The sequence below is a fragment of the Microbacterium phyllosphaerae genome (assembly GCF_017876435.1).
Classification (GTDB): Bacteria; Actinomycetota; Actinomycetes; order Actinomycetales; family Microbacteriaceae; genus Microbacterium; species Microbacterium phyllosphaerae.
On the sequence record NZ_JAGIOA010000001.1, the window covers coordinates 1,344,824 to 1,366,113 of the forward strand.

The following is a 21,290-nucleotide window of genomic DNA, read 5'->3' on the forward strand; positions in this document are numbered from 1 at the left end:
GGGGACTTGCGTGTGCCGTGGATGCTTTCGCAGCCGTAATATCGGTGTATGCAGACCTCCGCCGACGAGGCCCCCGACCGTCGCGGAGCGCCGAGCACCAGGGCGTACCTCCAGGTCGCGGCGTTCTCGGCCGTCCAGGCCGTGATCGTGATCGCGATCGCACCGATCACCCCGCACATCGCCGCGTGGTTCCCGCCGGCGTACGCGCTTGTCGCCGGGGTGCAGACCCTGATGATCTTCGCGGCTCGGAGGTTCACCGGCATCGGCTGGGGAGCGACGCTGGCGGCCGGTCTGACCGCGCTCGTCTGCGGCCCCTTCACAGCGATCGGGTGGCTTCTGGCCGTGCCGCTCATGGCGGCGGGCGCTCTGTTCGACATCGCCCTGACGGTGGCGCGACGCCGGGCATGGAGTGAGCGCAAGGATGCTGTCGTCGTGGGACTGGTCGTCGGCACCGCCCTGTTCGTCGTCTCCCTGCCCGTGATGTCTCTCGACCATCTCGGCCCTGTCGTCGTCGCCCTGACGCTGCTCGCGCGGATCGTCGCATCCTGGGCCGGCGCATTCCTCTCCGCACGTCTGGTCGCGCGTCTCGAACGCGTGGGAGTCTCGCGCACCGCGCCGGCGCCCGCACAGACGCGGTGACGTAGCGGGTCCACGACGCCGCGCGAGCACCCCCTCGTGGACGACGCAGTACTGGAATATCGGCACTGTATTCCGGTAATCGCGTAATCATCCGGCCTTTCTCTGATCTCTTAGATGAGTCGCGACTGGGAGCGACTCGAAATCGGACTGGGGATGACGATGACCGGGGAGAACATTGCCGTGCGCGCGCACGGAACGACGATCGGCCGAGGAACGGCGATCGGCGGAGAGAAGAAGGCGCTTCGGGGGCGAGTCGTCTCGATCATCGTGGGGATGGTCGTGGCGGTCGTGGGGATGCTCGGGGCCGCGTCGCCGGCTGCGGCAGCACCCACGGTGACCTACCCCGGAGCCATCAGCGCCGTGGCGCTCGAGAATCAGCACGGCGACGGGCCGCTGGGGCAGTGGCAGACCGTGCGGATCACCGGTGAGTGGGCGGTTCCTGCGGGAGCTCAGGCGGGTGAGACCTTCGGTATGACACTGCCGGACGAGTTCAGCAGACAGGCGGCGGGGGTCTTCACGATCACCGATCCGGTGACCGGCGAGATCATGGCGAACTGCACGGTCGCTGCCGGACAGGGTCCTGATCTGGTGTGCACTCTGACCGATGCCGTCAACGGCAAGGAGGACGTCCGCGGATCGTTCTGGATGCAGGCGACCGCCTCGCAGAGCACCACGTCCGAGACGGTCTCGTTCGACCTCGGCGACACCATCGAGATCGTCGACCTTCCGGGCGACGGCGGCGTCGTCCCGGTGAACCCCGCGGAAGAGGAGCAGCCCTACAAGTACGGCGATGCGACGGCGACCGATGGGCTGCTCAAGTGGGTCGTGGGGATCCCGAGCGGCTTCGTCCACGACGGAACCTTCACGATCGCGGACACCCTCGACGCAGGACTCACGGGGCACCACTACACCGGTGACGTGCGTCTCAGCCAGCGTGCGGTCGCGAACGGGGTGCTGGTCGGCGACTGGACGGTCGTCGACCCCGCGAAGTACCAGATGACCGTCGCAGACGACGGCGGCTCATTCGACTTCGCGGCATCAGGTCTGCCGGCCGGTGGCTTCGCTTACGAGCTCCTGTACTACACGCAGGCCGACGGTCCGGTGGTGAAGGGCGAGGTGTTCGGCAATCACGCGATCGTCGACACGGTGGAGACGTCTGCGACCCACACGGTCACCGAATCCGGCGGAGGAGACGGCAGCGGAGTCGTCTACACGACCTTCGGGATCTCGAAGACGCTCACGGGGGCGCAGGCCGACGCGGCGCGCACCGCGACCTACACCGTGAAGTACTCCATCAAGGGAGCGGATGCTCCGGCGAAGACCATGGTCGTCCCGGTCGGGCAGGCGGTGGTGAGTGATCGTGCGCCCCTCGGATCGACCTTCGTGATCGAGGAGATCGACCTTCCCGTCATTTCGGGCGTGACCTGGGGTGCCTGGAGCATCTCCGGCGACGGGGTGGTCGATGCGGGGAACGGCACCTACGAGGTGACACCCGGATCCGCTGCGGGGGTGACTCTCACGCTCACGAACGTCGCCAACCCGACTCCTGTCGTGAAGCCCACTCCGGCGCCGACACCCGCGAACGTTCCGACGCCGACGCCGACGCCGACGCCCGTCACGGTGCCCGGGTCGCTGGCACTGACCGGCGGTGACAACGGTTCCGGATTCCTGGCTCTCGCGGTCGCCCTGATCGTCGGCGGAGGGCTCGCGACCGGGATCGCCGCGAAGCGGAGGTCGAGCGCCGCACGCCGCTGACCGCAGCACGAACCCGACAGCGGGTGGTCACCCTGTGGTGACCACCCGCTGTCGGTGCGGTGACGAGATCAGCGGATCGCGTAGACCGCGCTGCCCACGATCACGGCGACGATGGTGGTCCAGCCGATGATCGCGACGGCCTGCCAGATGAGGATGCGCACCTTGCCGACGCCGGCGGCGGCGAGCATCGTGGCGGTGAACTGGGTCGGCAGCAGCAGCGGGCCGAGCAGGCTCACCCCGGGAACGCCGTAGCGCTCGAACGCCCTCTGGAACTTCTCCCTGCGTGCGCCGCCGCGCTCGGACTCCGCGGGGACCGACTCGACGCCGCCGCTCGTGCCGGCGAGCACCGCCTCGCGGCTGCGACTGCGGTTCACGATCGCGGTGCGGGCCCCTGAGCTGGCGATCGCCAGCACGGCCACGCAGAGGAAGTTGCCCACCATCGCCGCGATGGCGGCGACGACGGGGTGGATGCCGCCGATGATGCCGATCGACACGGCGCCCTCTCCCTCGATGAAGGGGATGGCCCCGGCCAGGGCGACGATGAGCGGCTGGACGAGTTCGGGCACCTGGGCGACGAAGCCCTGGAAGGTCTCGATGAGGTTCATGGAGTGCTCCTGACGGTGTGAGCGCCGGAGTCCCCGACGCGATGGATCCAGTTCATCGCGTCCCCTCGCAGAGCGGCAGTGTCGAGCCGTCACTCTTTTCCGGGTGCTTCACCCGCCGCATCCGTGACATCTGTCACGCCCGTATGGTGGGGGCATGCACAGCCCTTCCTCGGTCGTCGAGCCGCTCGGCGATCCGTCGCTCGGAGCCCGTCAGCTCGCCCGCGGGATCACCGCCACCTGGTGGTACACGTTCTCCGCCGTGGTGTTCCTCGAGCTCTTCCTCGTGCTGGTGTGGACACTCGAGGCGTTCGCTGCACCCGGAGACGCGATCGCACCGGTGGTCGTCGGCCTCGGTGGCATCGTCTGGTGGCTGTCGACCATGATCCTTCTCTGGGCCTACCGGCACCGCGTCGACGCCGAGCCGGGCATCCCGTGGGCGCGCATCGTCCCTCCGCTGCTCGTCGCCACGGGGTACGGCGCACTGGCCGGGATCGTGGCAGACAGCTGGCTGCTCGCGCTCATGCCGATCGCGCAGTCGGTCGTGCTCCTCAACTGGCCGCGCGGAGTGCGGCTGCGGATCGTGGTCCTGACGACCGCGCTGCTCTTCGCGCTCGCGTTCATCGACGGGGCCCGCGGCGCGATGGAGCCCGGTGCGCCCGGATGGCTGCCCGCTCTGTATGCCATTCTCATCCCCGCGATGTCGGTGAGTTCGCTCTGGTGGTGGGACGTGCTCGTCACACTCGATCGAGCGAGGGCATCGGAGGCGCGGCTCGCGGCGACCCAGGAACGTCTGCGGGTCGCCACCGATGTGCACGACCTCCAAGGGCATCATCTCCAGGTGATCGCGCTGCAGCTCGAACTCGCCGAGCGACTCATGGGGCGCGATGCCGAGGCTGCCCTCGAGCAGCTGCAGGCCGCCCGGGTGAGCGTCGACGAGGCGCGGCAGGGCACGCGCGATCTCGCGACACGGTTCCGCTCGGTGCCGCTGGGCGACGAGGTGGCCAACGCTCGAGACCTGCTCAGCGCTGCCGGACTCGAGGTGGAGGCAGAGATCGCTACGGATGCCGATGACGCACCGGCATCCGCTCTGGGTCCCGTGATCCGAGAGACGACCACCAACGTGCTGCGCCACGGCGGCGGACGCCACGCGCGGCTCACCCTCACCAGGGTGCCCGAGGGGTGGCGCTACGAGGTCGTGAACGACATGAGCGTCGAGGTCGTCGCCGAGTCTGTCGGCTCGGGGCTCGACGGAGTGCGGCGCCGCATCGCGGAGGTGGGTGGCACGTCGGATGTGCATGCGGCGGGAGGCGATTTCGTCGTCGTGGTGACCGTGCCGGCGGGCGACGATGCGTCGTTCGCTCGAGGAGGTTCACGATGATCCGCGTGCTTCTGGCCGATGACGAGGGGATGATCCGTTCGGCGCTCGCCGCGCTGCTGAGACTCGAGGGCGACATCGAGGTCGTCGCGGAATGCGCCGACGGCGAGCAGGCGGTGGCCGAGGCGCTGCGGTTGATGCCCGACGTGTGCCTGCTCGACCTCGAGATGCCGGGGCTCGACGGCGTCGAGGTCGCCGAGAGGCTGAACAGGTCCATCCCCACCCGCTGCGTCGTCGTGACCCGTCATGCCCGGCCCGGCGTGCTGAGGCGGGCGCTCGCCTCGGGGGTCTCGGGTTTCCTGCCCAAGTCCCGTGGAGCCGATCAGGTCGCCGACGTGATCCGCAGGGTTGCGGCGGGCGCGCGCTATGTGGACCCGGAGATCGCGGCGGATGCGCTCAGCGACGAGCGGTCGCCGTTGACCGATCGTGAACTCGACGTGCTGCGGGCGGGCCGCCGAGGCCAGACGACAGGGCAGATCGCGAAAACGCTGTCGCTGGCGCCCGGCACGGTGCGGAACCACATCTCCGCGGTGCTCGCGAAGCTGTCGGTCGGAACCAGGCAGCAGGCGGTGCTCCTCGCCGAAGAGCGCGGCTGGATCTGAACGCGAGAGCGCTGCGCCCGAGCCGGGAGACGGAGGGCGGGTGAGGCCGTGGGAGGTGGCCCCACCCGCGAGCCACGCGGAAAAGGGGAGAGCGCGGCCCGGACGTGGAGCGAGCGCTTACCCCCAGCCTCACTCCACGTCTCACATGCAAGACCCGCAGATCGCAGGATCGTGACGCGGGTGGCGGAAATCTCCGCAGACCGCGTCGTCAGCGGCCTTCGTGGTGGTCGTGGTGGTCGTGGTGGTCGTGCTCGTGGTCGTGCTCGTCTTCCAGGATCATGCCGACGGATGTCGCGCAGGCGTCGCCCTTCCACGCCTCCACGCCTTCGCGTATGGCGAAGAACGCGATGACGAGTCCGGCGACGGCATCCGCCCACCACCAGCCGAACAGGCTGTTGAGGGCGAGGCCGATCAGCACCGCAGCTGACAGATACGTGCAGATCAGCGTCTGCTTCGAATCGGCGATGGCCGTGGCCGAGCCGACCTCCTGCCCGGCGCGCCGCTCCGCGAGGGACACGAGGGGCATGATGACGACGCTGAGCGCGGTCAGGACGAGTCCGACGGTGCTGTGCGCGGGGCGATCGCCGCTGATCAGCGAGAGTGCCGACGATGCCGCGACGTAGATCGCGAGGGCGAAGAAGGCGACGGCGATCACCCGCAGTGTGGGCTTCTCCCATCGTTCGGGGTCGCGTCGGGTGAACTGCCAGGCGACCGCCGCGGCCGACAGCACCTCGATGCTCGAGTCGAGCCCGAATCCGATCAGAGCCGCGGAGGATGCGACCGACCCGGCCGTGATCGCGACCACCGCCTCGATCAGGTTGTACGCGATGGTGAATGCCACGATGAGCCGGATGCGGCGATGGAGCGTCGCGCGGCGTGCGGGAGTGAGTGCGGTCGTCGTCATCAGCAGGTGCATCCTTCTCCGTCGCAGCAGTCGGGTTCGACGATCAGCACGACCTGCAGCAGTGCGTCGAGGGCCGGCGAGAGATGGGGGTCCGCCAGCTGGTACCTGCTGCGTCGCCCGTCCGGAACGCTCTCGACCAGTCCGCAGCCGCGAAGGCACGAGAGATGATTCGACAGGAGCTGTCGACTGACACCGAGCTGCTCCGCGAGATCGGAGGGATACGCGGGATCGTCGCGGAGCGCCAGCAGGATGGCCGCGCGCGTCGAATCCGACAGAGCGTGCCCCAGCCGGGCGAGTGCTGCGGTGTGGGTGGGCGAAGCCGTGAGAGTCACGGTCATCACAGTACAGCCGATGATGAACTCAGCGAAATCTGAATCGAGCGTCGGCAACATCGGCGAAACGTCCGCTCGGTACCGTGGCACAGGCGACGGACGCCGAGAACGAGGAGACGAGCAGCATGAGCGTGACGATCGAGCGCGTGGCCTGGACGCATCCGGATGCCGAGCGGCTTCGCGCGGCTCAGAGGGTCGAGCTCGACGCTCGCTACGGCAGCGATGATCACGAGCCGGGGATCGTTCCCTCGGCAGACGACGTGCCGGTCTTCCTGCTCGCGCGCGACGCGCACGGAGAGGCGATCGTGTGCGGTGGACTGCGGCTGCTCGACGACGAGGCGCTCAGCGACGGTGTCGCCGAGATCAAACGGATGTACGCCGCCCCGCAGGCGCGTGGCACGGGAGCAGCCACCGCGCTGCTGAGGGCTCTCGAAGGGGCCGCCGGCGAGCTCGGCCTGCGTCTCCTGGTGCTCGAGACCGGCACGGCTCAGCCCGATGCGGTGCGCTTCTACGAACGGGAGGGCTACGCCCCGATCCCGCTCTACGGGCACTACATCGGCAGCGATCTCTCGCTCTGCTTCGCGAAGGCGCTCGCCGCGGCGTGAGCTCCGCAGAGACGAGCCGCCCCGATCAGTCGGCGGGGCCGACGATCACGGCCGACTCGGGCGAGAGCGCGATCATCCGCGCGCCGATCCGGCCGGGGGCCGTCTCGAGCAGCACCCGGGCGTCGGGCTCCAGCTCGAACTCGACCTCCTCGCCGGTGAGGTTCACGAGCACGGAGAGGTGCCCGCGATCGATGCGGTACGCCCGCGCATCCGGAGCTGCATCCCGGTGCGAGACGGTGACGGTCGTGTGCGCCATGTCGGGGTCAGTGAATTCGGCGCGCTCCTGCCGCAGTGAGATCAGGCGGCGGTAGAGATCGAGCAGCTCGGCGTGCGCCGGAGTCAAGACCTCGCTCCAGTCGAGGTGCGAGCGCTCGAACGTCGCCGGATCCTGTGGATCGGGCACCAGCGACGGGTCCCAGCCCATACGGGCGAACTCGGCGATGCGCCCCTCGGCGGTGGCCCGGGCGAGCTCCGGTTCCTTGTGCGAGGTGAAGAACTGCCAGGGCGTCGACGCTCCCCACTCCTCGCCCATGAACAGCATGGGTGTGCCCGGGGCGGTCAAAGTGAGCACTGCGGCGACCGCGAGACGGCCGGGCGACAGCGACGCCGAGAGGCGGTCACCGGCAGCACGGTTGCCGATCTGGTCGTGATCCTGCGCGAAGGTGACGAGGCGCCAGGCGGGGACGCTCGCAGGCAGGGGAGCGCCGTGAGCGCGACCGCGGAACGACGAGTACGTGCCGTCGTGGAAGAAGCCGCCCTCGGAGACCTTGACCATGGCGTCCGGTGCGGCGAAGTCCTCGTAGTAGCCGTCGGTTTCACCGGTGAGGGCCACATGGACGGCGTGATGCCAGTCGTCCGACCACTGCGCCGTGAGTCCGTACCCGCCGGCGTCGCGCGGAAGGATGAGGGTCGGGTCGTTCAGGTCGGACTCCGCGATCAGGCTGAGCGGTCGTTCGAGCCGAGCGGAGAGCGCGTCGACGCGTTCGGCGAGCTCCTGCAGGATGTGCGGCGTGCGCTCGTCCTGGAGCGCATGCACGGCATCGAGACGCAGCCCGTCGACGTGGAAGTCGCGCAGCCACATCAGTGCGTTCTCGATGATGTACTCGCGCACCGCCGACTCGTCGAGGTTCACCGAGTCGCCCCACGCGGTGTGCTCGCCGTCACGCAGGTACGGCCCGAACTCGGGCAGGTAGTTGCCGCTCGGGCCCAGGTGGTTGTAGACCACGTCCTGGATCACTGCGAGGCCGCGGGCGTGCGCGGCATCCACGAGGCGCTGGTAGCCGGCGGGGCCGCCGTAGCCCTCGTGCACCGCGTACCAGAGCACGCCGTCGTAGCCCCAGTTCCACTCGCCGCTGACCGCGTTGACCGGAAGCAGCTCGATGTGCGTGATCCCGAGCCCGACCAGGTGATCGAGGCGCCCGATCAGTGCGTCGAGGGTGCCATCGGGAGTGAACGTGCCCACATGCAGTTCGTAGATGACCGCGCCGTCCAGCGGCCGCCCCGTCCAGCTCGTGTCGGTCCACTCGAAGCGCGAGGCGTCGAACAGGGCGGATGGTCCGTGCACGCCGCGCGGCTGTCGCCGCGATCGGGGATCCGGTCGCAGATCGTGGCTGCCGTCGAGGAGGAAGCCGTACCGCTCGCCCTCTGACATGGCCACGTCGGTCCGCCACCAGCCGGGATCCGATTCGGCAGGCGTCATGTCGTGCTCCGAGATGAGCACGCAGGCAGGGGTCAGCCGACGCAGGCGCACGCTCTGCGCGCGCGGCGCCCAGACAGGGATCACCGATCCTCCACCAGGAGCGCCACCGGATAGGTGTCGAGCAGGTCGGTGAGTCGGACGGGGCCGCCGTCGATCTTCCGACCGGTCAGGACATCCACCGAGGGCAGATCACGATGCATCAGGACGGTGTCGCCCCAACCGCCTCGCCGCGCCAGACCCACCGGCAGTCGAGTGGCGACGGCGATCACGCCGCCTCGATCCATCGCGATCGCATGGTCGGACGCCTCGCCGGCGACGCCCGCGGCACGGTACCGGTCGAAGAGGTCTGCGTGATCGCGCCGCAGCCGCAGGGTTCTCGAGGTGATGAGCATCTTCGCGAGGCCCGAGTCGTCGATCGGAGGGAGGATGCCCTGGGCGGCGTCCTCGTCCAGGAGGCGCAGCAGCGCGGCTCGCTCGGCGAAGTCGACCGGTCGACGGTTGTCGGGGTCGACCAGCGAGTGGTCCCACAGCTCGGTGCCCTGATACACGTCGGGAACACCGGGCGCCGCGAGCTGGAGCAGCTTCGCGGACAGCGAGTTGATGCGGCCGGGGGTGACGATCTCGGCCACGAAGCGCTCGACGATCTCGCGTGCGGGTCCGTTGGCAGCCTCGGCGATCGCCGTGACGCCCTTCTCGAACGCGGCGTCGGGATGCTGCCATCCGGTGGCCTCGGCCGCCTCACGAGCGGCCTTCAGTCCGTACGCGGTCAGCCGTTCGGTCGAGATCGGCCACGCACCCACAGCTGCCTGCCAGAGCAGCGCGTCGAGAGGGCCGTGCCCGGTCGAGGCGACGGCACGGAGCTCCGTCAGAGTCTCGGACCAGCGCTCCGGGACCTCCGCGAGCACCGACAGTCGGGCACGGACGTCCTCGGAGCGCTTCGTGTCGTGCGTCGACAGCGTGGTCATCGAGTGCGGCCAGGAGGCGAGTCGCGAGCGTTGGGCGTCATGGAACGCATCGACTGAGATCGAGCCGATCGAGGGGTCGCCGCCGACCTCGGTCAGCGTTCCCAGTCGGGTGAAACGGTAGAACGCGGTGTCTTCCACGCCCTTCGCCATCACCGCTCCGGTGACCTGCGGGAACCGCTCAGCCACCTCGAGCGTCGTGTCGAAGAGCAGCGGCGCGAGTTCGGCGATCGACTCGGCGAGATCGGGCCGTCGGCGGGCGGCGTCGTCGATCGCGTGCTGCAGGTGTTCGCGCCCCGCCGGCAGATACGCGCGGTACACGGGGAAGCTCGCGACGATCTCGGTCAGAGCATCCTCCGCTCCGACGATGCCGAACGGCAGCGCGCGCACCAGTCGGCGGATCTCGGACTGCAGCAGCTCGTCCGCGATCTTCCGCTTGGTGGTGAGGATCAGGTCGTGCCACGACTGCGCGGCGGGCAGACCGGTCTCCGCACGCAGGTGGGCATCGAGGGCGTCGAGTTCGTCGACGCCGTTCTGGTCGATCAGGACCCTGTCGATCTCGACCAGAGCGTCGTAGCCGGTCGTGCCGTCGGTTCGCCACCAGGAGGGCAGCTCCTCCCCGGGCTCCAGGATCTTCTCGACCAGGGTGTAGGCGGCGCCGGTCACGTCGGCGAGATGCTCCAGATAGTCTCCGGGGTGCGCCAACCCGTCCGGGTGATCCACCCGGAGTCCGTCGGCGAGCCCGTCGGTGATCCACCGGGCGATCTCCCGGTGCGACTCGTCGAAGACATCGGGGAGCTCGACGCGGATGCCCGCGAGCTCTGACACCGCGAAGAAGCGGCGATAGTCGAGGTCGGTGTTCTGGTCTTCCCAGAAGCGCAGTTCGTAGTGCTGGGCGTCGAGGAGAGCCGGAAGGTCGTCGGCCAGAGCTCCCGTCCCGGGAGCCAGAGGCAGCACATGATCGAAGTAGCTCAGGGTCCCGTCCGGCGCATCGTCGGCGGGGGTCGTGTCGATGACGATCTCTCCCGCGGCGAGGGCCTCGGTGGGCGTCGACCCCAGGATCGGCAGCCGCACACGTCCCTCGGCGACACGCTTGTCGACGTCGAAGGCCACGGCGTGACGTGATGCGGCACCGAGCCGCAGCATGTCCCACCACCAGAGGTTGGCGCGCGGGATCGCCACTCCGACGTGGTTCGGCACGATGTCGACCAGGATGCCGAGTCCGGCCGCGCGCGCGGCGGCGGCGAAGCGCTCCAGGCCCTCGGGGCCGCCGCGAGCGTCGTCGACCCGCGAGTGGTCGACGACGTCGTATCCGTGATCAGACCCCGGCACCGCTGCGAGCAGCGGCGAGAGGTACGCCCAGGACACGCCGAGATCGGCGAGGTACTCGGTCACCGCCGCGGCGTCGTCGAGAGTGAACCCGGCGCGGATCTGCAGGCGATACGTCGACCGTGGGCGCTGGGTCATCGAGGCAGCTCCGGGCTCGGTGCGGGTGAGGGCGTCTCGGCGCGCTCGGTCTGGATACGCAGGGAGGCCTCGACGGAGTCGTCCGTCGGCACCTCGGTCTGGTCGACCTCGCGCAGCACCAGCAGGGAGTGCGCCTCGAGAGTCACGGGCGCTCCCGCGTCGAGCGGCTCACCACCCGCCCGGTCGGAGGCGGTGTCGATCGCCACCTCCCAGGCGCGTCCGTGCCGGTCATCCGGAAGCACGGCGTCGATCGCCTCCGCACCGCTGTGGAAGTAGACGAGGAAGTTCTGATCTGCGACGGGCCGGCCGCGGCGGTCCTTCTCGCGGATACCCTGCCCGTTGAGGAACATCCCGATCGCGAGACCGAAGCCGGAGTCCCAATCCTCCGGTTCCATGCGACGTCCGTCGGGTCGCAGCCACACGACGTCGGGGACGCGCTCGCCGTCGTCGGAGCGCACAGGGCGCCCGTCGAAGAAGCGACTGCGCCGGAAGGTCGGATGCGAGCGGCGGAGTCTGGCGACGGCCGCGGTGAACTCGATCAGCGGGCGATCCGCCGCATCCCAGTCGACCCAGGTCAGCTCGTTGTCCTGGGCGTAGCCGTTGTTGTTGCCGTCCTGGGTGCGGCCGAGCTCGTCGCCGTGGGCGATCATCGGCACGCCCTGCGACAGCAGCAGCGTCGCCAGGAAGTTGCGCTGCTGTCGTGCGCGGATGCGGTTCACGGCCTCGTCGTCGGTCGGCCCCTCCACTCCGTTGTTCTCGGAGCGGTTGTGCGATTCTCCGTCGTTGTTGTCCTCGCCGTTCGCGTCGTTCTGCTTCTCGTTGTACGAGACGAGGTCGCGCAGCGTGAAGCCGTCGTGGGCCGTGACGAAGTTGATGGATGCCACCGGACGCCGACCGGAGTGCTCGTACAGGTCGGCCGAGCCCGTGAGGCGCGAGGCGAACTCGCCGAGAGCCTGCGGTTCTCCGCGCCAGAAGTCGCGCACGGTGTCGCGGTACTTGCCGTTCCATTCCGTCCACTGCGGAGGGAAGTTGCCCACCTGGTATCCGCCGGGACCGACGTCCCACGGCTCGGCGATGAGCTTCACCTGGGAGACGATCGGATCCTGCTGCACCAGCTCGAAGAAGGCCGCGAGCCGGTCCACGTCGTAGAACTCGCGCGCGAGGGTCGAGGCGAGGTCGAAGCGGAAGCCGTCGACATGCATCTCGGTGACCCAGTACCGCAGGGAGTCCATGATCAGCTGCAGCGCATGGGGGTTGCCCGCGTTGAGGCTGTTCCCGGTCCCGGTGTAGTCGGTGTAGTAGCGGCGGTCCTCTTCGAGGCGGTAGTACGCCTCGTTGTCGATGCCCCTCATCGAGAGCATCGGGCCCATGTGGTTGCCCTCGGCGGTGTGGTTGTAGACCACGTCGAGGATGACCTCGATGCCCGCCGCGTGCAGAGCGCGCACCATCGCCTTGAACTCCTGCACCTGCTGACCGTGCTGCCCGCTCGAGGCGTAGTCGTTGTGCGGCGCGAAGAACGCGAGGGTGTTGTAGCCCCAGTAGTTCGTCAGCCCCTTCTCGAGGAGTGTCGAGTCGTAGACGAACTGGTGCACCGGCATCAGCTCGATCGCGGTCACTCCGAGGTGCACGAGATGGTCGATGACCGAGGGGTGCGCGATCGCCGCGTAGGTACCGCGCAGCTCCTCTGGGACGTCGGGATGCCGCTCGGTGAGGCCCTTGACGTGCGCCTCGTAGATCACCGTCTGCGCGTACGGGATCTTGGGCAGGCGGTCGCCTGCCCACTCGAAGAAGGGGTTGATGACGACGCCTTTGACCATCGTCGCGGCAGAGTCCTCGTCGTTGCGCGAATCAGGGTCGCCGAAGTCGTAGCCGAAGAGCGGCTGGCCCCAGTCGATGCTCCCCGCCACCGATTTGGCGTACGGGTCGAGCAGGAGCTTGTTCGGGTTGAACCGCTGGCCCTGGGTGGGGTCGTACGGGCCATGCACGCGGTATCCGTAGAGCTGCCCCGGCTGCACCGACGGCAGGTAGCCGTGCCACACGAATGCGTCGACCTCTTCGAGAAGCACGCGCTCCTCGGCGCCGTCGTCGTCGAAGAGGCACAGCTCGACCTTCTCGGCGCCTTCGCTGAACAGCGCGAAGTTCGTGCCCTGTCCGTCGAAGGTGGCCCCGAGTGGATACGGCGAACCGGGCCAGACGTCGTGGCTCACAGAGCGCGCCGAGTCGCGACGGCGCGGTGCAGCACGGTCTTCACCGCGTCATGGAAGTCATGCACCTGGGCGACCTCATCGGCCTGGTGATAGGGGTGTCCGACGTAGCAGACGAACACAGGATGCACGTGTTCCACGTAGCCTACCGGGCCCTCGTGGAGGACGGCATAGCGGTCGAGGTCGACGCGTTCGTACAGGGGCTCGACCGGCGTCGGTGCTTTCGCGGGAGCCTGGCCTTCTACGGGCTGGTGGTCATGCGCGGTATGGGTCTTCGCAGTCATGAGGGCTCCTGATTCTGTTGATGGACTCCACGCTAAGAGGTGAGAACCGGAAGCGGAATACCATTGCCTCCGCGCGTCAAAGGCGCTAGGTCCACGGATGACTTCCCCTGGGCGCGGTAGCCTCTCGCCATGTCCTCGTTCGGAACCGTGCTGTCTCCCGTCGGTGAGATCGGCGTCGTCAGTGACGGGACCGCGATCCGACGGGTCACCTGGAGGTCTGATCCGCCGCCCGACACGGATACCGAGCCTGATCCTCTCCTCACGGAGGCGCTCGATCAGCTGGCCGCGTACTTCGGCGGAGCGCTGCGGGAGTTTGACCTGCCCGTCGATCTCGGGCGGCAGACAGACACCACCCGCGCGGTGCTGATGGCGCTCCACGAGACCGTCGGGCATGGCGAGACGCTGACCTACGGCGGTCTCGCTCGACGCAGCGGCACCGAGGTTCCCGCGCGGGGGATCGGGGCGATCATGGGCGCGAATCCCGTGCCGATCATCGTGCCATGTCATCGTGTCGTCGCGGGCGACGGGTTGGGCGGCTATTCCGGAGGTGCCCCGGGCCAGGGGCTCGCGACCAAGCGCTGGTTGCTCGAGCATGAGGGCGCGCTGCCCGCATCCCTGTTCTGATCGAGCGGGCCGCCGCTCTTCGTGAAATCAGCTCCCGGCCACCTGCGACAATGGAAGTCCCGTGCCGATTCCGAACCGAGGAGCACCCGTGCAGTACATCTCCACCCGTGGCGGCATGACGCCGATGCCGTACTGCGAGACCCTGCTCGAAGGGCTCGCGCCCGACGGTGGTCTGGCTGTTCCCGAGACGATGCCCACGGTCGACGGCGAGACCCTCGAGCGCTGGCGTGCGCTGACGTACCCACAGCTGGCGACGGAGGTGCTGGCTCTCTTCGCGACCGACATCCCGCGGGTCGACCTCGCACGCATGACCGCTGCCGCGTACGAGCCGTTCCCCGAAGAGGTCGTTCCGCTGCGGTCCATCGATGACGACCTCACCCTCGTGGGGCTGTCTGAAGGACCGACTCTGGCTTTCAAGGACATGGCCATGCAGTTCCTCGGCCAGGTCGTCGAATACGCCCTGGAGCGCAAGGGCTCGGTGCTCAACATCCTCGGTGCGACCTCGGGCGACACCGGCTCTGCTGCCGAGCACGCTCTGCGCGGCAAGGACCGCATCTCGGTCTTCATGCTGTCTCCCAAGGGGCGCATGAGCGCCTTCCAGCGTGCCCAGATGTTCTCGCTCGATGACGAGAACATCCACAACATCGTCGTCGACGGCGTCTTCGACGACTGCCAGAACCTCGTCAAGCATCTCGCGGGCGATCTGGACTTCAAGCGCGCCCAGCACCTCGGTGCCGTCAACTCCATCAACCTCGCCCGCATCACCGCTCAGGTCGTCTACTACTTCTGGGCATGGCTGCGCGCGACGGATGCCGGCGGCTGGACAGAGGTCTCCTTCACGGTGCCGTCGGGCAACTTCGGCAACATCCTCTCGGGCTTCTTCGCGAAGCAGATGGGTCTTCCGATCCGTCGTCTCGTGCTCGCCGCGAACGAGAACAACGTCCTCGACGAGTTCTTCCGCACCGGTGTCTACCGACCCCGCAGCGCCGCTCAGACCCTCGCCACATCGAGCCCGTCGATGGACATCTCGAAGGCGTCGAACCTCGAGCGCTTCATCTTCGAGCTCGTCGGCCGCGATGCCGCTCGCGTCGTGAGCGCCTGGCAGGAGCTCGACACGCAGGGCTACTTCGACTTCACCGCGGATCTCGAGCGCTTCGTCGAGGAGTTCGGCATCGTCAGCGGAACCTCCACCCACGCCGATCGGCTCGCGACCATCAAGGCGGTCTACGACGCCTCGGGCGACATCGTCGATCCGCACACCGCGGACGGGGTCAAGGTCGCCCGCGAGTACCTCGAGCCCGGAGTGCCGATGCTCGTGCTCGAGACCGCGAAGCCGCAGAAGTTCGCCGAGACGATCCGCGAGGCGATCGGCGTCGAGCTGGAGTACTCGTCCGAGCTGCGCGCGATGCTCGACGCCCCGCAGCGCACGACCGAGATGGCCGATGACGAGCACGAACTCCGTGCTTTCATCGAGGCCAAGGCGCTGCGCTGAGTCGACACCGCAACAGCGACCATCGAGACCCCTCCTGCCGATCACGGCAGGAGGGGTCTCGCGTTCACTGGATCGGGCCGGGTCGGCAGCAGGTCAGGCCGGGTCGCCGTGCAGCATCCACGGCACGCCGAACCGGTCGACGAGCATTCCGAAGGTGCCGCCCCACGGCGGGGTGTCGAGCGGCATCGTGATCGCCGCGCCGTCGGCCAGGGCGTCCCAGACCTCCTGGGTGCGCTCCTGCGTGTTGCCGCTGAGCGACACCGAGAATCCCTGGGGCGGTTCGAACGGGATGCCGTCGGGGGTGTCCGACGCCATGAGTACAAGCCCGTCGGGCGTGGTGAGCTGTGCGTGCATCACGAGATCCTTCTGATCGGGGTTCTGGACCATGTCGGGGAACTCGCCGAACACGTTGATGACGAGCTCACCGCCGAGCACGCCCTGATAGAACTCCATCGCCTGCCGCGCCTCGGTGCGGAACGAGAGATACGGGTTGAGATTCGCCATGACTGCCCCCAGTGATGTGATGCGGAGTCGCCGTCGACCCCGCTGCACGCTCATTCTTCGCCGGGGGTCGGACATCCGCAAGAGCGTGCGCTGCGGCTCAGACGGGGAGCGCTTTCACCGCCGCCGTGAGCACCTGGGGCACGGTCGGAACACCCTCGGCGCGGAAGACCTCGGTGCCCGAGACGTCGCGGATGATGACGGTCGGGGTGAAGCGGATGTCGAGCGCCTCGGCGGCGTCGGGCTCGCGCGCGACGTCGATCTCGGTGATGGTGGCATCCGGGAGGAATCGTGCGGCGTCGGTGAGCACCGCGCGGGTGCGTGAGCAGGCTCCGCAGAATGCGGAGGTGACGAGCGTCAGTTCCATTGGGCCCCTCTCGGTCTTCCTGATGCAACCGGCGGAGTGACCCGGATGTTCCCCGAGATGCTCAGAACTCGGTGCGCTTGACGAGCCCGCGGTTCGTGCGGATGTGCTCGTAGTCCCACTGGATCAGGCGCGATTCGGCGAGCCAGCCGGCGAGCGCAGCGGTGTCGACCTCGGTGGCGTCGAGGTACCTCGCCTCCGCAGCCTGGAACGTCCCTGACGCGGTCAAGCCGTCGCCGGCGAATGACTGTCCGCTCCAGAACATCAGGCGGACGGCATCCTTCAGTCGGTGGTAGCCGACGATAGGGTTGCCGTCGAGGAACCACACCGGATGCGCGTGCCACACCTTGCCCGAGGCCTCGGGGAGTCCCTGCTCGATCTCGGCGGCGAGTACATCGCAGATCTCCCTGTCCTCGGGTGCGAGTCTGCCGTGGTAGTCGTCGATCTCGGGTGCGCGGCTCATGGTGTGAGTATGGCCCGCGCCTCGGCCGGCGTCGAGAGTCAGTCGGTCTTCGTGTCGGCGCGCGGGTGGAGCAGGCCCGATGCGGCACCGAGAGCCGCCCCGACGATGGTGTCCACGATGCGCTCGAACGCGACGTCCATCGATCCGATGTCCCCGGTCGCGGCGCCCGTGAGCAGCAGCACCAGCGGGGTGATGAAGACGAGCGCCAAGGCGTAGTGACGAACGACGACGAGCTCGATCGTGAACTGCAGTGCGCCCAGCAGCAGCGCCAGCCACAGCCCGGACGGATGCAGCAGCGCCAGGAGGGCATACACACCGGCGCCGACGACGGTGCCGAGCATGCGGTGCAGTCCGCGCTGCACGGCGGCGCGACGCGCGGCGGCGACGCCGATCACGGCGACGGCGGAGCCGACGATCCAGTATGTCCGCGTCGGGTCGATCACCAGGCCGAGCAGCACTCCGATGACCGCGACGATGGCGACCCGCAGGAGCAGCATGCGCGAATCGGCGGTGAAGGCGGGGCCGGGCAGCAGCTCACGGAGCGGTCGGGCGCTCATCGCGCGTGTACGAGGACGCAGCAGTGGCGCCATCGCGACCAGATACGAGAACAGACAGCCTGCCGCGAGCGCTGCGATGTAGACGAGCGGTGCGATCGGCGAACTGGCGATGACGTGGGCGGAGAGGCCGAAGACCAGCACGAAGAACAGAGGACCGGGCGGGCCGAGGCGGAACCCGAATGCGAGCGCCGCACTGGCGATCGCGACCACGACGACCCCGATGCTCACGAGCCAGGCGTTCGCAGAGGCTGCGACGCCGAGGGCGGCGCTGACGATCAGGCCCGCCGCGACGAACGGCAGGATCCTCGCCCGGTCGAGGACGGGCGCTGTGCCGGCGAACAGGACGGTGAAGGCGCCGGATGCCGCGATGTAGCCGAGCGACGGTTCGCCCAGAAGGGTCATGACCGCGATCGGGACGGCGATTCCGAGCGCGGCCTGCGTCGCCAGGTGCCAGCGCGGACCGCGCTTGGGGGCGAGGGCGAACAGACTCATCCCTCCATTGTCTCGCGGCTCACGCACCCCTCATGACTCGGCCGCATCGTTCGGGTCGCAGTTCGTGCCGCGCGACTCGGCGGCGCACGGCACGAACTGCGACCGGAGTGCCCCCGCGGATGCGTCGGAGGGCCGGCGCTACGATGGCCGACGTGACCGAACCTCGCCCCGGAATCGCCGAGCGCCTCTCGCAGATGATCCAGTTGCCGACGGTCTCGGCCGAGCTCGAGGAGCGCGGACCCGGGCCGTTCGAGGACTTCGTCACGCTGATCGCCGACCTCTACCCGCTCGTGCACGAGAAGCTGACGCTCGAGCGGCACACCGACTTCGGGCTCCTGTTCCACTGGGCGGGCAGCGGTCCCGCGTCCGACGGGCCCGTCGTGCTGATGGCTCACTATGACGTGGTGCCGGTCGACGAGAGCGACGCGTGGACGCATCCGCCGTTCGCCGGGGTCGTCTCAGGCGGCGTCGTGTACGGGCGCGGGGCGCTCGACGACAAGGGGCCGCTGATCGTCGTGCTCGAGGCGGTCGAGAACCTGCTCGCCGACGGCTTCGTCCCGGCTCGCGACGTCTATCTGTCCTTCGGCGGGAACGAGGAGACCTACGGGCGAGCGGCGGAGGAGATCGCGCGGGTGCTCCGTGACCGCGGCATCGTCCCGTGGCTGGTCGTCGATGAGGGCGGTGCGGTCGTCGATGCTCCGCTGCCTTTCGTCCCCGGACGCGCCGCCATGATCGGCGTGGGGGAGAAGGGCGTCATGACGCTCACGCTCTCGGCGCGCGGCGAGGGCGGTCACGCATCGGCGCCCCCGGCGCTGACTGCGGTGCGCCGAGTGGCACGCGCGGTCGACCGGCTCGGTCCCACCACGTTCCGTCCTCGGGCCTCCAAAGCCATCGGACGGATGCTGTCCCAGCTCGGCGCTCAGACCCCCGGGCCCGCTCGGCACCTTCTCCGTCTGCTCGGATCCGCGCCGTTCCTCACCGGGCAGGTCTTCGCGGCGCTCGGCGGCGAGCCGGCCGCGCTGGTGCGCACGACCGTCGCGCCCACGATGCAGTCGGGAGGAACGGCGGCGAACGTCCTGCCCTCGCAGGCGACGGCGACCGTGAACCTGCGGATCGCGCTGGGCGAGACGACGCAGCAGACAGTGCTCCGGGTGCGCCGACGCATCCGGGATCCGCTCGTGAGCGTGATCGTCGAGGAGGCGAGCGAGCCGTCTCCCGAGTCCTCGACCGACAACGTCCAGTTCGCTCTGCTCGCGGACGCGCTCGCGGTCTCGCACCCCGGCGTCCCCGCAGTGCCGTACGTGATGATGGCGGCGACGGATTCGCGTCACTTCCACCGGTTCGCGCCCGCCGTCTATCGCTTCGCGCCGCTCGACATGTCGAACGCGCAACGGGCGTCGATCCACGGCGTCGATGAGAACGTCGAGATCGCCGCTCTCGAGCGGGGGGAGCGGTTCCATCGCGCTCTCCTCGAGCGGCTAGGGTGATCTCACCCTTGTCCGGGCGCCTGAACGCTCGGATCAGCCTTTTTCTCGAGGAGCCGCGATGACGCGCAGTCGGACTCTGGGCACCCTGGCGACAGTCGTCGGGTTCCTGGCCTTCGTCGAATTCACCAGCGGTGTCCTGCAGGGCTACTACACGCCCATGCTCACCGACATCGCGCGGCACCTCGGCATCCACGATGCCGACGTCAACTGGCTCGAGGGCACGCAGCTCATGCTGTCGGCTCTCGTCGTGCCCGCGTTCGCGAAGCTCGGCGACATGGTCGGCCACAAGCGGATGCTGTTGATCTCGACCGCGTTGACCGCTGCGGCGGCGCTCGTCCTGCCCTTCACCGACTCGTTCCCCGTGTTCCTCATCGGCTGGACGCTGATGGGCTTCTACGTCGTGTGGCTGCCACTCGAGATCGCCCTGATCTGGTCGCGCTCGCGTCGCATGGAAGGGCGCTCGTCGATCACGGCGAAGGCCGCGGGGCTCCTGGTGGCGGCGCTCGAGGGCGGAGCGATCATCGGCGCTCTGGTGGGTGGCGCGCTCATCGATGTGCTGCCCCTCACGGTCGTGCTCCTGATCCCCGCCGTGCTCATCGTCGTGTGCTTCTTCGTGATCCTGTTCGGGGTCAAGGAGTCGCCCGATCCGACCGGCGGTGTCTTCGACACGGTCGGTGTCGTCCTCATCTCGATGGCGCTCATCTGCTTCACCGGTGGACTCAGCCTGCTGCGCCTCGAGGGCGGGCTGGTCAACCCGTGGTCGTGGGCCGTCGTCGTCCTCGGTCTTCTGCTCGTCATCCCGTTCGTGCTCTGGGAGCTCCGCTGCGACGATCCGCTCATCGACGTGCGCATGTTCCGTTCGCCGGCGCTCGGCCCCGTGTTCCTGACCGCCGGACTGTTCGGCGTGAGCGTCCTGGGCGCGCAGGCGCCGCTGTCGACCTTCGCTCGCACCAACCCGGGCGTGTACGGCTATGGACTCGGAACGACAGGCTTCGCGACCTCGCTGATCATCGGCCTGTATCTGATCGCGATGATCGCGGGTGCGCTGCTCTTCCCGGTGTTCGCCCGCCTCCTCACTCCGCGGATCACGCTGATGGGCGCATCCCTGCTGGTGGGCATCGGGTTCCTGCTGTTCCTTCCTTTCCACGACTCGTACCTGCAGGTCGTGACGAACATGGTCGTCGTCGGACTCGGATCCGGGGCACTCGTGGCGGCTCTTCCGGCCGCCGCGGCCTCGGCGGCTCCCGCCACGCAGACGGGCGTCGCGACCGGACTCACGAACTCCGTGAAGACGGTCGGTGGGGCGATCGCCTCGTGCGTCTTCGGGATCGCGCTCCTGAACGGCGCGAGCGGCGCAGTCGAGGGCACCGCCGGATCGTTCGCGGGGTACATCACCGTCTGGGTGGTCTGCGGCGTCACCGCACTCGTCGCGGCCGCCATTCTCGTCTTCGTGCCGAAGGAGGCGTTCACCGACCGGACGGATGCCGAGGCGGTGACCGCCCCGGTGGTCTGACGTCAGTCGCGGTCGAGGCCGAAGGTGCGCTTGACGACGGCCTGCATGTCGCGGTCGAGTCCGTCGATGCGCGTGTTCACGGTGTCGAAGCGAGCGTTCATCTCTCCTCGGAGACCGCCGATCTGGGCGTTCATCTCGTTGCGGAGGCCGCCGATCTCGGTGCGGACGACGCGGATGAACAGGGTCGAGACGACGGTCATCATGCTGAGCATGAGCGCAATGAAAGAGCCGATCATCGTCCAGATCTGAGCGTCGTTCATGAGGTGCACCGTGTCATCCTCGCATCCTTCCAGGGAGGAAACCCGAATCGGTCGGCTGTATGCCGCCATCCCGTCGTGCGGGGAGAACTCTCGCGACGGGACGG

At 68.6% G+C, this 21,290-nt stretch carries 21 protein-coding genes; 9 read left to right on the forward strand and 12 right to left on the reverse strand.

The window, feature by feature from the left end; translation table 11 throughout:
- Positions 1–48 precede the first annotated feature (48 nt).
- Both JOF42_RS06230 and JOF42_RS06235 read left to right on the forward strand, forming a co-directional pair.
- Positions 49–639, forward strand: a complete 591-nt coding sequence (locus tag JOF42_RS06230) for a hypothetical protein (RefSeq protein WP_210097068.1) — start codon at positions 49–51, stop codon at positions 637–639.
- A 159-nt stretch (positions 640–798) separates the two neighbouring features.
- Positions 799–2,394, forward strand: coding sequence for an Ig-like domain-containing protein (locus JOF42_RS06235; RefSeq protein ID WP_210097069.1), 1,596 nt, complete (start codon positions 799–801; stop codon positions 2,392–2,394).
- A 68-nt stretch (positions 2,395–2,462) separates the two neighbouring features.
- Here JOF42_RS06235 and JOF42_RS06240 read toward each other — a convergent pair whose 3' ends face one another.
- Entirely contained in the window at positions 2,463–2,999 is a 537-nt protein-coding gene (locus JOF42_RS06240; protein ID WP_210097070.1) for a small multidrug efflux protein, read from the reverse strand.
- Positions 3,000–3,153: 154 nt separating this feature from the next.
- Here JOF42_RS06240 and JOF42_RS06245 point away from each other — a divergent pair, with 154 nt between their 5' ends.
- Positions 3,154–4,377 (forward strand): sensor histidine kinase, encoded by a 1,224-nt coding sequence (locus JOF42_RS06245; RefSeq protein WP_210097071.1) that lies wholly within the window; start codon positions 3,154–3,156, stop codon positions 4,375–4,377.
- The gene (locus tag JOF42_RS06250) at positions 4,374–4,976 is read left to right on the forward strand and encodes a response regulator transcription factor (protein ID WP_210097072.1); all 603 of its coding nucleotides are present in this window, start codon (positions 4,374–4,376) and stop codon (positions 4,974–4,976) included. The genes JOF42_RS06245 and JOF42_RS06250 overlap by 4 nt, the downstream gene beginning before the upstream one ends.
- Before the next feature lie 208 nt (positions 4,977–5,184).
- Here the strand turns inward: JOF42_RS06250 and JOF42_RS06255 are convergent, their stop codons facing one another.
- A complete protein-coding gene (locus JOF42_RS06255) occupies positions 5,185–5,880 on the reverse strand; it encodes a cation diffusion facilitator family transporter (RefSeq protein ID WP_210097073.1) in 696 nt (231 codons plus the stop codon).
- Positions 5,880–6,218 (reverse strand): ArsR/SmtB family transcription factor, encoded by a 339-nt coding sequence (locus tag JOF42_RS06260; protein ID WP_210097074.1) that lies wholly within the window; start codon positions 6,216–6,218, stop codon positions 5,880–5,882. The genes JOF42_RS06255 and JOF42_RS06260 overlap by 1 nt, the downstream gene beginning before the upstream one ends.
- Positions 6,219–6,295: 77 nt before the next feature.
- Here JOF42_RS06260 and JOF42_RS06265 point away from each other — a divergent pair, with 77 nt between their 5' ends.
- On the forward strand, positions 6,296–6,817 hold the full coding sequence (locus tag JOF42_RS06265) for a GNAT family N-acetyltransferase (protein ID WP_307803558.1): 522 nt from the start codon (positions 6,296–6,298) through the stop codon (positions 6,815–6,817).
- Positions 6,818–6,842: 25 nt separating this feature from the next.
- On the opposite strand, the gene treZ is transcribed toward JOF42_RS06265, so the two are convergent.
- The 4 genes from treZ to JOF42_RS06285 are packed head-to-tail and all read right to left on the reverse strand — an operon-like array spanning position 6,843 to position 13,433.
- A complete protein-coding gene (gene treZ, locus JOF42_RS06270) occupies positions 6,843–8,600 on the reverse strand; it encodes a malto-oligosyltrehalose trehalohydrolase (RefSeq protein WP_210097075.1) in 1,758 nt (585 codons plus the stop codon).
- Complete coding sequence (gene treY / locus JOF42_RS06275; RefSeq protein WP_210097076.1) at positions 8,597–10,945, reverse strand: malto-oligosyltrehalose synthase; 2,349 nt, start codon at positions 10,943–10,945, stop codon at positions 8,597–8,599. The genes treZ and treY overlap by 4 nt, the downstream gene beginning before the upstream one ends.
- Positions 10,942–13,152: a glycogen debranching protein GlgX gene (gene glgX, locus JOF42_RS06280; RefSeq protein ID WP_210097077.1), complete on the reverse strand. Its 2,211-nt coding sequence runs from the start codon at positions 13,150–13,152 to the stop codon at positions 10,942–10,944. Before glgX ends, treY begins: the two co-directional genes overlap by 4 nt.
- Entirely contained in the window at positions 13,149–13,433 is a 285-nt protein-coding gene (locus tag JOF42_RS06285; protein ID WP_210097078.1) for a hypothetical protein, read from the reverse strand. The genes glgX and JOF42_RS06285 overlap by 4 nt, the downstream gene beginning before the upstream one ends.
- A 129-nt stretch (positions 13,434–13,562) precedes the next feature.
- Between JOF42_RS06285 and JOF42_RS06290 the strand changes: the two genes are divergently transcribed.
- Positions 13,563–14,057 (forward strand): methylated-DNA--[protein]-cysteine S-methyltransferase, encoded by a 495-nt coding sequence (locus JOF42_RS06290; RefSeq protein ID WP_210097079.1) that lies wholly within the window; start codon positions 13,563–13,565, stop codon positions 14,055–14,057.
- 88 nt (positions 14,058–14,145) lie between these two features.
- Positions 14,146–15,549, forward strand: a complete 1,404-nt coding sequence (gene thrC, locus JOF42_RS06295) for a threonine synthase (RefSeq protein ID WP_210097080.1) — start codon at positions 14,146–14,148, stop codon at positions 15,547–15,549.
- A gap of 93 nt (positions 15,550–15,642) precedes the next feature.
- On the opposite strand, the gene JOF42_RS06300 is transcribed toward thrC, so the two are convergent.
- The 4 genes from JOF42_RS06300 to JOF42_RS06315 all read right to left on the reverse strand — a co-directional run bounded on the left by JOF42_RS06300 (position 15,643) and on the right by JOF42_RS06315 (position 17,926).
- Positions 15,643–16,053: a VOC family protein gene (locus JOF42_RS06300; protein ID WP_210097081.1), complete on the reverse strand. Its 411-nt coding sequence runs from the start codon at positions 16,051–16,053 to the stop codon at positions 15,643–15,645.
- Positions 16,054–16,150: 97 nt separating this feature from the next.
- Positions 16,151–16,417 carry a thioredoxin domain-containing protein gene (locus tag JOF42_RS06305; RefSeq protein ID WP_210097082.1) on the reverse strand — a complete coding sequence of 89 codons (267 nt, stop codon included), beginning with the start codon at positions 16,415–16,417 and terminating at the stop codon, positions 16,151–16,153.
- A gap of 61 nt (positions 16,418–16,478) precedes the next feature.
- Positions 16,479–16,877, reverse strand: coding sequence for a DUF1801 domain-containing protein (locus JOF42_RS06310; protein ID WP_210097083.1), 399 nt, complete (start codon positions 16,875–16,877; stop codon positions 16,479–16,481).
- A 38-nt stretch (positions 16,878–16,915) separates the two neighbouring features.
- Positions 16,916–17,926, reverse strand: coding sequence for an FUSC family protein (locus JOF42_RS06315; protein WP_210097084.1), 1,011 nt, complete (start codon positions 17,924–17,926; stop codon positions 16,916–16,918).
- A gap of 143 nt (positions 17,927–18,069) precedes the next feature.
- Between JOF42_RS06315 and JOF42_RS06320 the strand changes: the two genes are divergently transcribed.
- Both JOF42_RS06320 and JOF42_RS06325 read left to right on the forward strand, forming a co-directional pair.
- Entirely contained in the window at positions 18,070–19,413 is a 1,344-nt protein-coding gene (locus JOF42_RS06320) for a M20/M25/M40 family metallo-hydrolase (RefSeq protein ID WP_245340736.1), read from the forward strand.
- 58 nt (positions 19,414–19,471) lie between these two features.
- On the forward strand, positions 19,472–20,926 hold the full coding sequence (locus JOF42_RS06325; protein WP_210097086.1) for an MFS transporter: 1,455 nt from the start codon (positions 19,472–19,474) through the stop codon (positions 20,924–20,926).
- A 2-nt stretch (positions 20,927–20,928) separates the two neighbouring features.
- Here the strand turns inward: JOF42_RS06325 and JOF42_RS06330 are convergent, their stop codons facing one another.
- Positions 20,929–21,186 (reverse strand): hypothetical protein, encoded by a 258-nt coding sequence (locus JOF42_RS06330; protein ID WP_245340737.1) that lies wholly within the window; start codon positions 21,184–21,186, stop codon positions 20,929–20,931.
- Positions 21,187–21,290 lie beyond the last annotated feature (104 nt).